Below are 14,087 nucleotides of genomic sequence, written 5' to 3'. Positions count from 1 at the left end.
ATTTATCTACATTATTAATTAATTTCATTTTGTTGTTTTTGTTATTATTTAAAGTTTTAAATTTCGTAATCTCAATGCATTTACAATTACAGATACAGAACTAAATGACATTGCTAAAGCGGCGATCATAGGAGATAATAAAATTCCAAAAACTGGATATAAAACTCCTGCTGCAATTGGTACACCTAATACGTTATAGAAAAAGGCGAAAAATAAATTTTGCTTGATGTTTTTCATAACAGCATGGCTTAAGTTCTTGGCTTTTACAATGCCTTGTAAATCGCCTTTGACTAAAGTTATTTTGGCACTTTCAATGGCGACATCTGTTCCTGTTCCCATAGCTATTCCGATATTGGCTTGTGCTAATGCCGGTGCATCGTTGATACCATCGCCAGCCATGGCCACAATTTTGCCTTCTGCTTGTAATTTTTTGATTTCGTTTAATTTGTCTTCGGGTAAACATCCTGCTTTATATGCCGCTAACCCCAATTCATCTGCAACTGCTTTGGCTGTGTTTTCGTTATCTCCTGTGAGCATAATTACTTCTACACCTTGACGTATTAACTCTTTAATGGCTGCTGAACTTGATTCTTTAATAGCATCGAAGATTGATACAAAACCAATTGCAACGCCATCTACAGCAATATATGAAACAGTTTTTCCCAATTTTTGTTCGGTAATGATTTTGTTTTCTATATCGTCAGAAATACTAGCTTTTACTTGTTCCATTAGTTTTTTATTACCTAATGCTACTTTTTTATTGGTTACTGTTCCTGTAACTCCTTTTCCGGCAATGGCTTCAAAATCTTTTACTTCGATTAATGAAATGGATTTTGTTTTGCCATAATTGACTACAGCTTGTGCTAATGGATGCTCACTATATTGGTTTAATGAAGCTATGCTTTGCAATAAATCGTTATCATTGTTATTGGTCGCATAAATTTTTTCGACCGATGGTTTTCCTTCGGTTATTGTTCCTGTTTTATCTGTAATTAAAACATTAACCTTATTCATGTTTTCTAAAGCTTCTGCATTTTTTATCAAAACCCCTGATTGTGCGCCTTTACCAACACCTACCATTACTGACATAGGCGTTGCCAATCCTAATGCACAAGGACACGCGATGATTAATACTGCGATGGCATTTATAAAACCATATACTAATGCCGGTTCGGGACCAAATTTTGCCCAAATGAAAAAGGTTATAACAGAAATGATGACTACAATGGGCACGAAGTATTTGGAAATACTGTCTGCTAATTTCTGAATTGGCGCTCTCGAACGAGAAGCGTCATTAACCATTTGCACGATTTGTGAAAGCAAAGTTTCTGAACCCACTTTTTCTGCAATCATTACAAATGATTTATTGCCATTTATAGTTCCTGCAATTACATTGTCATCTTTCTTTTTATCGACTGGAATAGGTTCTCCAGTAATCATTGATTCATCAATACTACTTTCACCATCAGTTATTTTTCCATCAACAGGTATTTTGTCCCCTGGTTTTACCCGCAATAAATCGTCTTTTTTGATGTCGTGAATTGAAATTACTTTATCGTTTCCATCAATTACCAAAGTGGCCTCGGTTGGGGCTAGTTTTAATAATTCTTTGATTGCTCCGCTGGTTTGACTGTGTGCTCTGGCTTCTAATAGTTGTCCTAACAAAACTAAAGTTAGAATAACCGTTGTTGCTTCAAAATAGAGTAATACTGTACCGTGTTCGGTTTTGAATTCGCTAGGAAAAATGTCGGGAAAAAACATTCCGACTAAGCTAAATAAAAAAGCTACTCCTGTTCCAATTCCGATAAGTGTAAACATATTTAAATTCCAAGTAATGATAGATTTCCATGCTCGGACAAAGAATATCCAACAGGCATAAAAAACAACAGGTAGCGAAAGCAGTAATTGTACCCAATTCCATTTTGTAGCATCCATTATTTTAAGTAACGGATTGTTTGGCATCATTTCTATCATTGCGATTGCAAAAATGGGAACTGTAAATACGACCGCTATTTTCATTTTTTTGACCAAATCTTTATAGGTCTTTTGATCTTCTGTGTCAGTTGGATTCATAGGCACTAAATCCATTCCGCAAATAGGACAAGAACCTGGTGTTTCACTAATTACTTCTGGATGCATTGGACAAGTATATAGGGATTTGCTAAGAGTTAAATCCGGAGCTTTGACTAAATCCATTCCGCATACAGGACAGTCGCCTGCTTTGTCATACACTTTTTCGCCTTCACAATGCATTGGACAATAATATTTGCCATTAGCATTAACAGCGATTTTGATTTCTTTTTTATCGCTGTGGGAATGCGTAGAGCAACAAGATTTTACAGTATTTTCATTTGAGGTTGCTTGTTGTAACATTTTATCATTGGCTATTTCTATGGTGTATTTTCCAACGGCAGATAATGCTTCTTGCAACTGTGTTATTGGAATGTGTTTTTCCATTGTTATAGTAGCTATGGATGGGTTTAAGGAAACTTTTGCTTCAACGCCATCAATAGCATTCAATGTTTTTTCGACTTTAGAACGACAGCCATTGCAAGTCATTCCGGTAATGGTATAGGTATGTGTCATAATTTTTTAGTTTTTAAATATTACATTTTCATCCCTTCCATTGGGTCACTTCCTTTTCGGAATTTATATTCGCTGTTTATGGCATAAGCCCCTGTAATAACGACTTTTTTGGCAGGATCTATTTCAGATTTGATTTCTATCATTCCATTGGTTTCTATTCCAGTTTCTACCATTACGTTTTCAAATACTCCCGGTCTTTTTTCAACCCAAATATAGGAAGCGTTTTCCTCCCTGATCACTGCATCTACAGGAATATACAATCCTTTTAGATTGGATTGTGTTAATTTTGCCATAGCCTGCATCCCGGGTTTTAATTGCAAATTTGGATTTGATATTTCCAATCGAATTAAAAGCAGACGAGTATCTGGATTTATTTCAGGATTGATAAAAGAAACTTGCGCATTTATGGTTTTATCAGGAAAATCGGAAAATGTAATTTGGGCTTTTTGTCCTATTTTTAGATTCTTGGCATAGTTTACGTTTACCTGTGTTTCTAACCAAAGACTGTTTAAATCCGCCAATTTAATGATGGGGGAACCTTCCATTGCATAACTGCCTTCTGTGGTAGTTATTTCCGATATTGTTCCACTGGCAGTGCTATAAAAAATGGTATAAGGAGAAACTTCCTTACTGGTTTTTATACTTTCAATCTGGGCATTGGTTAAACCAAAGAACAACAGTTTTTGTTTTGCTACATTGAGCATATTTCGGGCATTTTTTCCAAAATCCCCTGGCATTGCGAGTTGTTTGTATGCCGTGAAATAATCCTGTTTGGCAATGGCAATATCTTCGCTATACAATTGATATACGGCTTGGTTTTTAGCCACATAATCGCCAACGGTTTTGAAATATAACTTTTCAATTCGTCCCATTGCTCTTGCAGAAATGGTTTTTATTTTTTCTTGATTAATGGACAAGACTCCTGTATAATTTTGCTCTAAACTGCTTTGAGTTTCTGAAATAGTTTGTGTAGTGATATTTCCCAGTTGTATTTGCTGTTTACTCAAACTTATTTCATTAGCCTCTGTATCATCTTGTTTTATTGGTGTTAACTCCATATGGCAAATGGGGCATTTTCCGGGTTTGTCTTCCTTAACTTGTGGATCCATAGAACAAGTGTAAAATGTTGTTGCTGCACTCTTATTGTGTTTGCTATGGTCTTCTTTGTCTTTAGTATTACAAGCCACCATTACCATAAATAGTATTGATAGTACACTTATTTTTTTTATTGTCTTCATTATTATTCGGTTTTAATAAAGCTTTCGCTGTCAATTAAATATTGTGCGTTTTTGGCAATGGTGTCTTTTACTGAAATACCCTCCATAATTTGGATAAAATCAACTATTTCAATTCCTGTTTTTATGGAGGTTGCCCTAAAGCCATTGTCCATTTTTAAGAAAACTATTTTCTTGTTTCCAATGCTTACCATTGACTGTTTTTGAATCCAAATTCCATTTACTGGATTTGTTTTCACAACTCCTTGCAATCTTAACCCAATTGGTAATTTTAATTTATTGTTATTTAAATAAACTCGAATTCTATTGGTTTTATCAGTTGCATTTAATTGTGTTTCGACAAAATTTATTTTGGCATCCATAAATTCGTTTTTGTCAAGTTCGGAAGTAATTCTGATGGATTGATTGGCTTTTATTAGACTATTATATCCTTGGATAACATTGAATATTCCCCATACTTTATCCGTATTTAATAGTTTAAAAATGACTTCTCCTTTTTTTATATAACTCCCTTCTTTCACATCCAATGTTGCAGTGTTGTTACTTGCACTTTGCATCGCAGGATTTGTTGTATTATCCATCGTTCCTGTACCGTCAATAATACCAGAAGCAGGACTAAAGATTGAGATTACAGGATTCGATTTTTTAGTTGCAACCAAAAAATTAATTTGACTTTCCGTCATTCCATAAAGCAACAATTTTTGTCTGGAGGCATTAATAATCGAAGGATTTTCAGCATCATTAGTAATCATATAAATGAAGTTTTGTTGTTCCGTCAGTAATTCTGGGCTGTATAAATCAAATAGTTTTTGTCCTTTATTTACTTTTTGATATTTATAATTGACATACATTTTTTCGATTCGACCGCTCATTCGAGCTGCAATATTTACCGATGAATTGGGATCATACTCCACAATTCCCGGTAAATTTATTTCACTGCTCAAAGCAGTGTCTATTGCCGTTGTTGTTTGATAATTACCTACTATAAAATTGTCGGTAGGTTTTATAAGATTGTCGATTGAATTGTCGTCAACGGAATTATTCTCTGTTACTTTTTTTACCAAAGTCATTCCGCAAATGGGACAATTTCCGGGTTTATCTCTAATGATTTCCGGGTGCATTGAACAAGTGTAAACCTCGTTTTGATGTCCCATTTCCGAATGATTATCTGATTTTTTGGCAAAGAAATAGATTGCAATTCCGATAATGGAAATTACAACAAGAGCTAAACCATACTTTATATACTTGTTCATAATTATTTGGTTTCTAATTGTTTTTCAATTTCTACTTGTGCTACCAAAATACTTTGTAATTTGTCCAAGGCATCAATTTGAGCCATATTTAATGCTTCCCAAGCATCGAGAGTGACAAATAAATCACCAGTGTTATTTTGCCAAGCCAAGATTGCGGTTTCATAATTTTTTCGTAAAGCAGGTATGATACTTTTTTGGGCGATTTCGTACTGTTTTTTTAAGGAAGTTAGTTCTGTATTCATTCCCGAAATCATTCCTGCAGCTTCATTCAAAATCATTTGTTTTTGCCAGTTCAAGCTTTCATTTTTAATTTGAAAACTGTCGATATTGGCTTTATTCATTTTAGTTGACCAAGGCATTGGAATGGTAATCATTCCCATCAAGGAAAATTGTTGGGGTTGTTCTCCAAAAGCAAACATATGATCGTATTTTATACCAAACTCGGGCAATAACTTTGTTTTTTCGGCTACAATTTTGAGCTGATTTATTTCCATCGTTTTTTCGATGGCTTTCACATCGCTTCGGTTTTTAGAAAGAGAAGTTGTATCTGATATGGCCAAATTAAAATCTTTTATTTCGTAAGTTTCATCAATTTCAAATTTGGTGTTTTTATCTCTTGCCATCAAGGTGTTTAGCATAATTCGCTTTTGGGAAATGTCATTTTGCAACATTAGAATCATACTCTCTAATGCGCTGTATTGCGATTTTGCTTTGTAATAAGTAGGCAATTTATCCATATTATACTGGTACCGTATTTCCATACTTTTAATCATATAGTCTAAAAGCAACAAATTATCATCGGCTATTTTTATTTTTTTATTTAAAACCAACCATTGATAATAATTTGTTTTTGCTAGTGCCTTCAATTGATTAATCGTATAGTTTTTATTTTCCTTTTCGACCGATGACATCGCACTCATTAGATTAAAATCTGCTTTTAACTTGGAAGCATTCGGTATCATTTGTGTAACGCCCAACATATAATTCCCCATTCCAGGAAATGCACCATCTGCTTTCCACATTTTGGCGTTGTAAGGTGCCATAAAAAAGCCCGTCTCTACTTGTGGAGCCATCCAACTTCTAGCACCCTTTGCCGCTGCATCCATACTTTGAATTTCGGCATCGTACATTTTTAGTTGAGGATTGTTTGTCTTGATTGTACTCAATACATTATCCAAGGAAAGTGTTTGTGCTGCCAAATTAGTGGCGGTCAAAATCAAACAACTTATGGCTATATAAAATTTATTCTTTAACATCTATAAGATCTATTTTTCCTTTTGTTCTTAATTCTCGAAGTTTAACCATCTCAAAAACAACCGGTGTTACTAATAATACATAAATCGTGGAGGTAATGGTGCCTCCAATTAGTGGGACAGTGATGGGAAGCATTATATCTGATCCTGTTCCTGTTGCCCAAAGAATGGGGATTAGTCCAAATAATGAAACTGAAACAGTCATCAATTTTGGTCTTAACCTTTTGGCTGAACCATCAATAATATATTGTTTCAATATTTCTTCGGTTATGGTTTCCTTCGTGTTTCCGTACTTTTCTACCATTTTATTCATTGCTTCATTCAAATAGATGGTCATTAACATTGCCGTTTCGATTGCCATTCCAAACAGTGCAATAAAGCCAACGGCAACAGCAACGGATATATTAATTCCATAAAAATAAACCATAAAAATGCCTCCAATTAGAGCAAAAGGTACTGTGATCATCGTGATTAACGCCTCTTTCATTGAATGATACGTAAAATATAAAACAAGAAATATGATGATGACAACAATTGGCAAGATTAAACTTAATGTTTTGTTCGCTCGAATTTGATTTTCCCATTGACCACTCCATTCCACATAATATCCTTTTGGCATTTTAGTCATCATTGCATCGAGTTTTTTCTGCGCCTCTTTTACAGTACTTCCTAAATCACGTTCCCGAACGTTGAACAACACAGTGCCACGAAGCATTGCATTTTCGCTATTTATCATTGGAGGGCCATCACTTATTTTTACATTAGCGACAGTTTCTAATGGTATTGGACCAAAATCCATTGTTTGCACTTGTAGTTTTTTTAAGGCTTCAATGCTGTTACGGTATTCTTGAGCATATCTTGCATTTACAGAAAAACGCTGTCTTCCCTCGATAGTCGTGGTTAGTTTCATACCTCCAATAGAGGCTTCAACCACATTATTAATGTCGTCTATAGTCAATCCATATCTACCAATGACGTCTCTTTTTGCTTCAATATCAATATATTTTCCGCCTGTTATGGGTTCCGCATACAAATCTTTAACTCCAGAAGTTCCTTCGAGTGTTTTTTTAATTTTTTGAGCCAAAACGTTTATAGTATCTAAACTTGCTCCGTAAATCTTGATACCCACATCGGTTCTGATTCCTGTTGAAAGCATATTGATACGGTTGATAATAGGTTGCGTAAAGCCATTGGTCACACCAGGGATTTGCAGTTTGTTGTTTATTTCCGTGATAATATCATTCTTGGTTTTGTCTTCTCGCCATTCTGCTTGAGGTTTTAACAAAATAATGGTTTCAACCATACTTATTGGACTGTTATCAGTTGCCGTATTTGCCCTGCCTGCTTTTCCCAACACGTGAGCCACTTCGGGAATTGATTTGATCAATTTGTCCTGAACCTGAAGAATTCTCTTTACTTCGGAGTTGGATACATCGGGTAAGGTTACTGGCATAAACAGTACAGATCCTTCATCTAAAGGAGGCATAAATTCTGAACCCAAACGAGTAAACATCAATACGCCAATCAGCAAAGCAATAATGTTGATGCCCAATACTGTTTTTCTCCATTTTAAACAAAAAATCAAAATGGGTGTATAAATGCTTTCCAATTTTTTATTAATTGGGTTCTTATCTTCTGGGCGAAGTTTTCCTTTTAGTAAGAAACTAATTAACACAGGTGTAAGTGTAATGGCTAAAAAAGCATCAACTATCAGTATAAACGATTTTGTCCAAGCTAGTGGACTAAATAACTTGCCTTCCATTCCCGTGAGAAGAAATACAGGCAAAAAGGATGTAATTACAATTATTGTTGAGTAGAAAACACCTGGGCCTACTAATTTGGAAGAGCTTTCTATAAGCTTCAACTTATCTTCAGAAGACAACGGATCGTTTTCTTTTTTGAATATATTTTTAATTTTATTTTTCATCTTATTTCCAATTACTGATTATTGTCCATTTCTTCCTGTTTCTCCGAAATTGTCCTGTATGCATTCTCTACCATTACGATACCATCATCAACGACAACACCAATTGCCAGAGCAATCCCCGTTAGTGACATAATGTTTGAAGAAATACCAAATGCTTCGAGTAAAATAAAGCCAATAGCCACAGATATTGGTAATTGAATGAGTATAATTAAAGCGCTTCGCCAATGAAAAAGAAAAAGTAGTACAACAATTGAAACGACAATCATTTCTTCTATTAAAGTGCCTTTAACAGATGCGATTGCTTTTTCTATTAATTCACTTCGGTCATAAGACGTTTTAAAAGTAACTCCTTCGGGCAATCCTTTTTCGACTTCTTTCATTTTCTCTTTTACTGCCGTGATTACTTTGTCAGCATTTTCACCATAACGCATTACCACAATTCCGCCAACAACTTCACCATTGCCATTTTCATCAAAAATACCTAGTCTCAAATCGCCACCCATTTGTATTGAACCAATATCTTTAACTTTTACCGGAACGGAATTATAGTTTTTAATAGCAATGTCTTCTACATCTTTTATGTTTTTGATGTAGCCCAAGCCCCTAACGATATAGGACATATTGCTCATTTCAAATTTTCTTCCTCCAACGTCATTATTATTTGTTTTGACAGCATTCATTACTTCCATCATACTGACGTTGTAGTATTGCATTTTCAATGGATCCAATACTAATTGATATTGCTTTTCAAATCCACCAAAGGAAGCCACTTCGGCAACTCCTGGAACGGTTTGCAAGGCAAATTTCACGTACCAATCTTGCAAGGCTCTTTGTTCTCCCAAGTCCATACCTTTCGCATTTAAATGATACCAAAAAACGTGACCCACACCTGTGCCATCAGGACCCAAGGTTGGTACTACATTTTGTGGTAATAATCGTTGTGCATAATTTAATCTTTCTAGAACCCGAGTTCTTGCCCAATATATATCGACATCATCTTCAAAAATGATGTAGACAAAGCTCATCCCAAACATCGAAGCACCCCGGATATTTTTGACTTTTGGAATGCCTTGCAAGTTAGAAACCAATGGATAAGTAACCTGCGCTTCTATAACCTGAGGGCTTCTTCCCATCCATTCTGTAAAAACAATTACTTGGTTTTCGGATAAATCAGGAATGGCATCTATGGGATTTTGTTGTACGCTGTAAATGCCCCAAGCAAATAAGCAAGCCGAAACCAGCAAGACAATTGCCCGATTTCGTAGTGAGAATGTTATTAATTTTTCTACCATTATTTTTAATTTTGTGATGAAATACTATCTTCTATTTTATTTATCCAATCCAAAACTTTCTTTTTTTGTGAGGCTGTAAGGATTGCATTTTTATGAATTAAAGTATAAGAACTCAAAGGCATTTCGTTTGATTCGATTTCTTTACTTATAGCTTTCAATTTGCTGTTTTGCCTGCGTTTTGAATAATTTCCAAATTCATTAAAATTCAATTCCTCTTTACCTTCTTTTATATGTCTTTCCATAAAAAAACGAGCGGGTTGAATGTAAGAATACCAAGGATAATAGGTGTTGTTACTGTGGCAATCATAACAAGAAGTTCGCAAAATGATTTCAACATTTTTAGGAACATTATAGACTTTTGTAAAATTGCCAGTTATATCCTGCTCAAAACTAATATTTCGAGCAGGTTGATATAACTGTATCAACAAAAAAATAATTAACCCAATAAAAAGTATTTTTTTGATGATTATTTTCATTCTAGAATTCTTTTTTTATAGAACCGCACGTAGCCATATCTTTTCCAAAATAAGGGTTTGTAATTTCTTTGGTTTCGCTTATCCAAACAGCACCTTTGTTGTTATCTGCCATAGGGCAAAAATCCAGATAAAGTTTTTGATTTGTTCCGAAAGTTGCTATTAAATCACTTACATCTTTGCTTAAAAGTACAAAATGTTCTCTTTGATGGTCTATTTTCCCGGCGTTGTCACCTATATGTTCTGCGTGCTCTTTTGCATCATCAGCAATGTCTAAATATTCCTTTTTTTGACTTGCAGTTAAACTGTTTGCATTTATAGAATTGAACGTTTGATACAAAGCTTTCCCTGCTTTAGCTGCGCCATTTGCATCATCTTTAGTCAGCGCTTTCTTGATTTTTAAATAATTATCGACAATTACGCTAGTTGAAAAAGGAGTGGAATAGGTATTTGTTTCTTGAGCCCCTTCTTCAGAAGTAGCAGCATCTGTATGATCATGGGTACCATCAGTGTGGTCGTGTTCTTTTTGAGCAACTGGTTCTGTTAATTCCATACCACATTTGGAACATTCTTCTCCTTTTTTTCCTGTAATCTCTGGGTGCATGGAACACGCATATATTTCATTTGAATTTGTTGAAGTTTCTGTGGTCTTGTTTTCTGTCTCTTTGTTTTTTTGATTACAAGAAACTAAAGTGATAGCTATAATAGCTGATAGAATAAGTGTTTTCATGACATGTTATTATTTAGATTTTTATTGTTTTTTTAAATTGAAAAAAGTATAATACAAATTGAAGTAAAACCCATTTGGAGCAGAACGTATCATTGAACTTATTAACTCTTGACGGTAGGCAAGATCTAATCGTGCCTGACTGTTAAAAATGAATTGTACCGCCGGCACAACGTCTAAATAGGATTTACCATTTTCGTTGATGGTTTGACCTACAAATTCAACCATTAAATTGATGTTGGTTTGCTTGAAACTCGTGTATTTTTTAGGGTACATCAATTTTCCAAAAGACAAAGTATAGTTCGTTGCATTATCACCAATATTATCTGGAAAAGGATAGTTTGGTTTGTTATCCAATGCTTTTTCAAAACTAAGCGATGAACTTATGGCTACCTTTTTGACCAACTTTGTTGCGATTATCCCTGTTTCAAAACCAGTATTGTGTCCTACTATTTCAATTTGCTCTTGATGAATATCAGCACGATTGAAGCTAAATCTTCCATAAGTTGCTAAGCGAAAGTGACTGTTTAAATCATCTGTAGAATAAAACCTGTACTTAGCCATAAAACCACCACCTTCTGCATACAATGCATTAGTTCTTGTGCTGATAAAAGCGGAACCACGAACCATTAAATTTTTATTTATACCATAAGTTACCTCGGGCATTAAATGATAGTTGTAACCTGGCTCAAATTTTTCTTTAAAAGCAGATTGCATCACATTTACGGCTAATGAATTAGCAGGAACATTACTTGCAGGATCTGTTACTACAAATAATTCTTGACTAAAAATAGTTTGGCAACTGATGGCTGCAAAAAATAAAATTACCTTTCTCATTAGTTTATCATTTTAATGTGAAAATCATCTTCATTATTCGAAGCATACGTATCAATATTCTTATAGGACTTAGATAATTTTTTAAATTCTTTCTCGGTTACATATCCTTTATCAACCACTTGAAACTGTATTTCAGAAGCATTACTTTTTTTATCATTAACCATTATGTATGAACTTTGAGTGATGGTATTTGATTTTGCGGTAACTACTAATGAACCGATAAAAAAACCTGCTTTTTCTACTTTTTCTTTAAATATTTTAGGGCTTAATTCGTTTCCTTCTTTTAGCGTTACTGTAAAGGTATTGGAGTTTAAATCGATTTCAACGTTAACCAATTCGGGCACTGTTTTTAGCTGTTTATTTATAGCATTTGAACACATAGAACAGGTTAAACCAGTGGCTCTAATTTCGGCTTTTACTATTTGGGCATTACTATTAAGTGAAAACATCAAAACCATTGATGTAATCAGAATATATATTGTTTTCATTTTATTCTTTTATTAATTTAATTATTTCTTCTTCTGAGGGATTTTTTGCTATTAGAATACCTTGGGGATTAAATAGGTATTTTGATGGTAATTCATCAACACCAAATTTTATTGCTGTATTGGCATCAAAACCTTCAGGATCTATTAACTGTGTAAATTTGATTTTATCTTTTTCAACAGCTTTAAGCCACTTACTTATGTCTGTATCGATTGATATTCCTATTATTTCAATTTTATTTGCATTAGCTTCATTGTGAAGTTTTACTAACTTCTTGTTGCCTAATCTACACGGCGCACACCAAGATGCCCAAAAATCGATAAGTACATATTTGCCTTTAAAGGATGTGATATTAACCTCATTACTGGTATTACTTTTTAATGTAATTGATGGTATAGCTTCTCCTATTTTTATTTGAGCTTTAGTAGTTGAGAAAATACCAATTAAAAAAAGTAGCATTACAATTTTTTTCATTTTGTTTATTTAATTGTTTCTACTGTTTTACCACAGTTCAACATCATTGAACCATAATAAGGATTTTTTACAGCATTTTCTTTACTTAACCAATTAGCACCTTTGCCGTCATTGAACATTGGACAGAATTGATAGTACACCGGATTTTCATATTTAGAAATCTTGATTAATGTATAAATTTCTTTAGATAATGATGTAAAATGATCGCGTTGGATTTTTACATCTTTTGTATTAGCGATATTTTCTGCATCTTTCTGTATCGTATTTACAACTTTCATCCACACCATGTGAACATCCATATCAAGCTTGTCCATTTTGACATTATTGATGGCCGTTACCAATTCTTTTGAAGCTGATGCCGTGCTATTCCCATTAGAAGTGATTAATGCATCTTTTACTAAAAAATAGTTATCGAATACAACCTTTAATTGATTTTCACCCTGAATTACTGTAGTACTTGTTTCAGAATGATTACTATGATTGGAATGGTCTCCGTTGCTAGCAATCGATGTTGTTTCTTCTTTTACAGGAACTTTTGCTACACGGTCATATTGGCAACATCCGTGAAGATTGTTATATACATCATCTGGAGCAAGAAATTTATCACTATCGTAACCAACTAATGCAATTCTCTTGAGTATTTCATCTTGATTGGTTTTTTTAGCATCGTAGGTTAGTGTTGCCATTTGGGTTTCTTGGTTCCAATCGACATTGGCTATTTTTTTGATGTTTCCTGCTTTTTCGATTTTGGTTTCGCACATACCACAATTGCCATAAATTTTTACACTTTCTGTTTTGGCATTTTTTATTTGTGCATTACCTGTAGTTGATAACAATACAGAAATTGCTATCATTATTTTCATTAATGAATTTTTCATTTTGAATAAAATTGTAATCAAAGCAAACTACCTTGATTAGTTGATAAAATAAATTTGGATAAATAACAGTTGCGAAAGCATGTTATTACAATACCAATAATGGTATAAAAAACAATACTTAACTGTTAGATTGAATAGCAAAATGCTATGAATTTGACACACTTATGGCTGTCAAAAATGGATTTAGCTTATTTTAGGAATGAGCCAAATAGAATAAAAACCATCTGAGATTGATGGTATTGTGTATGAAAATTTAACTTTCTCGATTGAAGAATAGCTAAACATGTAATTTTTAAAAAGGATTTCAGATGAAAAGCTTACTGAAGAGGTTGGACAGGTTGACGAACATCCACATTTAGAATGACCGCAATTGCCTTTACAACCTTTGTGATCTTTATCTTTCGAATTATCGTTGTCACAACAACTCTTTTTTTCTGATTTAGTAGAGGAAATTTCTTTTTTGCAAGAACTCTTGTCTGAACCTTTACCACAAGCCATAGCACTATTAGGCAAGATAAACATGCCTAAAATCATTATGAGTATGATGTGGTATTTTTTCATTAAACTAATAAAACAATACAAAACTAATTAAAATAAATTAATATTAAGTAAAAATATTGTTAAATAGATTTTCTCTTTGTCAAACAATCTGATTTGAATTTATTT

12 protein-coding genes are annotated in these 14,087 nt (G+C 33.8%); all 12 read right to left on the bottom strand.

The features are described from left to right. Window positions 1-48: 48 nt before the first annotated feature. The 12 genes from L6Q46_RS07030 to L6Q46_RS06975 are packed head-to-tail and all read right to left on the bottom strand — an operon-like array spanning window position 49 to window position 13,421. Window positions 49-2,586, bottom strand: a complete 2,538-nt coding sequence (locus tag L6Q46_RS07030) for a heavy metal translocating P-type ATPase (RefSeq protein WP_291283708.1) — start codon at window positions 2,584-2,586, stop codon at window positions 49-51. A 20-nt stretch (window positions 2,587-2,606) separates the two neighbouring features. Next, the gene (locus tag L6Q46_RS07025) at window positions 2,607-3,824 is read right to left on the bottom strand and encodes an efflux RND transporter periplasmic adaptor subunit (protein WP_291283707.1); all 1,218 of its coding nucleotides are present in this window, start codon (window positions 3,822-3,824) and stop codon (window positions 2,607-2,609) included. A 2-nt stretch (window positions 3,825-3,826) separates the two neighbouring features. After that, window positions 3,827-5,074: an efflux RND transporter periplasmic adaptor subunit gene (locus L6Q46_RS07020; RefSeq protein WP_291283706.1), complete on the bottom strand. Its 1,248-nt coding sequence runs from the start codon at window positions 5,072-5,074 to the stop codon at window positions 3,827-3,829. 2 nt (window positions 5,075-5,076) lie between these two features. Beyond that, window positions 5,077-6,330, bottom strand: a complete 1,254-nt coding sequence (locus L6Q46_RS07015; protein WP_291283705.1) for a TolC family protein — start codon at window positions 6,328-6,330, stop codon at window positions 5,077-5,079. Further along, entirely contained in the window at window positions 6,317-8,254 is a 1,938-nt protein-coding gene (locus tag L6Q46_RS07010; RefSeq protein WP_291283704.1) for an efflux RND transporter permease subunit, read from the bottom strand. The genes L6Q46_RS07015 and L6Q46_RS07010 overlap by 14 nt, the downstream gene beginning before the upstream one ends. Before the next feature lie 11 nt (window positions 8,255-8,265). Beyond that, complete coding sequence (locus L6Q46_RS07005) at window positions 8,266-9,546, bottom strand: efflux RND transporter permease subunit (RefSeq protein ID WP_291283703.1); 1,281 nt, start codon at window positions 9,544-9,546, stop codon at window positions 8,266-8,268. A gap of 5 nt (window positions 9,547-9,551) precedes the next feature. Beyond that, a complete protein-coding gene (locus L6Q46_RS07000; RefSeq protein WP_291283702.1) occupies window positions 9,552-10,022 on the bottom strand; it encodes a heme-binding domain-containing protein in 471 nt (156 codons plus the stop codon). Between the two features lies 1 nt (window position 10,023). After that, window positions 10,024-10,749 carry a DUF3347 domain-containing protein gene (locus L6Q46_RS06995; protein WP_291283701.1) on the bottom strand — a complete coding sequence of 242 codons (726 nt, stop codon included), beginning with the start codon at window positions 10,747-10,749 and terminating at the stop codon, window positions 10,024-10,026. Window positions 10,750-10,770: 21 nt separating this feature from the next. Further along, window positions 10,771-11,583, bottom strand: coding sequence for a hypothetical protein (locus L6Q46_RS06990; protein ID WP_291283700.1), 813 nt, complete (start codon window positions 11,581-11,583; stop codon window positions 10,771-10,773). Beyond that, window positions 11,583-12,071, bottom strand: coding sequence for a heavy metal-associated domain-containing protein (locus L6Q46_RS06985; RefSeq protein WP_291283699.1), 489 nt, complete (start codon window positions 12,069-12,071; stop codon window positions 11,583-11,585). The genes L6Q46_RS06990 and L6Q46_RS06985 overlap by 1 nt, the downstream gene beginning before the upstream one ends. A gap of 1 nt (window position 12,072) precedes the next feature. Next, window positions 12,073-12,543 (bottom strand): TlpA disulfide reductase family protein, encoded by a 471-nt coding sequence (locus L6Q46_RS06980; protein WP_064715039.1) that lies wholly within the window; start codon window positions 12,541-12,543, stop codon window positions 12,073-12,075. Window positions 12,544-12,548: 5 nt separating this feature from the next. After that, the gene (locus L6Q46_RS06975) at window positions 12,549-13,421 is read right to left on the bottom strand and encodes a DUF3347 domain-containing protein (protein ID WP_229324100.1); all 873 of its coding nucleotides are present in this window, start codon (window positions 13,419-13,421) and stop codon (window positions 12,549-12,551) included. Between the last annotated feature and the right edge of the window lie 666 nt (window positions 13,422-14,087).

Origin of the sequence: Flavobacterium sp., from assembly GCF_023151265.1 — a bacterium.
Taxonomy (GTDB): domain Bacteria; phylum Bacteroidota; class Bacteroidia; order Flavobacteriales; family Flavobacteriaceae; genus Flavobacterium.
Note: the sequence above shows the minus strand (reverse complement) of the source record. Positions and strands in the feature narration are given on the sequence as shown.

Coding starts and splice junctions, on each gene's coding strand:
- L6Q46_RS07030 (WP_291283708.1), bottom strand. CDS start 2,586: ATGACACATACCTATACCATTACCGGAATGACTTGCAATGGCTGTCGT.
- L6Q46_RS07025 (WP_291283707.1), bottom strand. CDS start 3,824: ATGAAGACAATAAAAAAAATAAGTGTACTATCAATACTATTTATGGTA.
- L6Q46_RS07020 (WP_291283706.1), bottom strand. CDS start 5,074: ATGAACAAGTATATAAAGTATGGTTTAGCTCTTGTTGTAATTTCCATT.
- L6Q46_RS07015 (WP_291283705.1), bottom strand. CDS start 6,330: ATGTTAAAGAATAAATTTTATATAGCCATAAGTTGTTTGATTTTGACC.
- L6Q46_RS07010 (WP_291283704.1), bottom strand. CDS start 8,254: ATGAAAAATAAAATTAAAAATATATTCAAAAAAGAAAACGATCCGTTG.
- L6Q46_RS07005 (WP_291283703.1), bottom strand. CDS start 9,546: ATGGTAGAAAAATTAATAACATTCTCACTACGAAATCGGGCAATTGTC.
- L6Q46_RS07000 (WP_291283702.1), bottom strand. CDS start 10,022: ATGAAAATAATCATCAAAAAAATACTTTTTATTGGGTTAATTATTTTT.
- L6Q46_RS06995 (WP_291283701.1), bottom strand. CDS start 10,749: ATGAAAACACTTATTCTATCAGCTATTATAGCTATCACTTTAGTTTCT.
- L6Q46_RS06990 (WP_291283700.1), bottom strand. CDS start 11,583: ATGAGAAAGGTAATTTTATTTTTTGCAGCCATCAGTTGCCAAACTATT.
- L6Q46_RS06985 (WP_291283699.1), bottom strand. CDS start 12,071: ATGAAAACAATATATATTCTGATTACATCAATGGTTTTGATGTTTTCA.
- L6Q46_RS06980 (WP_064715039.1), bottom strand. CDS start 12,543: ATGAAAAAAATTGTAATGCTACTTTTTTTAATTGGTATTTTCTCAACT.
- L6Q46_RS06975 (WP_229324100.1), bottom strand. CDS start 13,421: ATGAAAAATTCATTAATGAAAATAATGATAGCAATTTCTGTATTGTTA.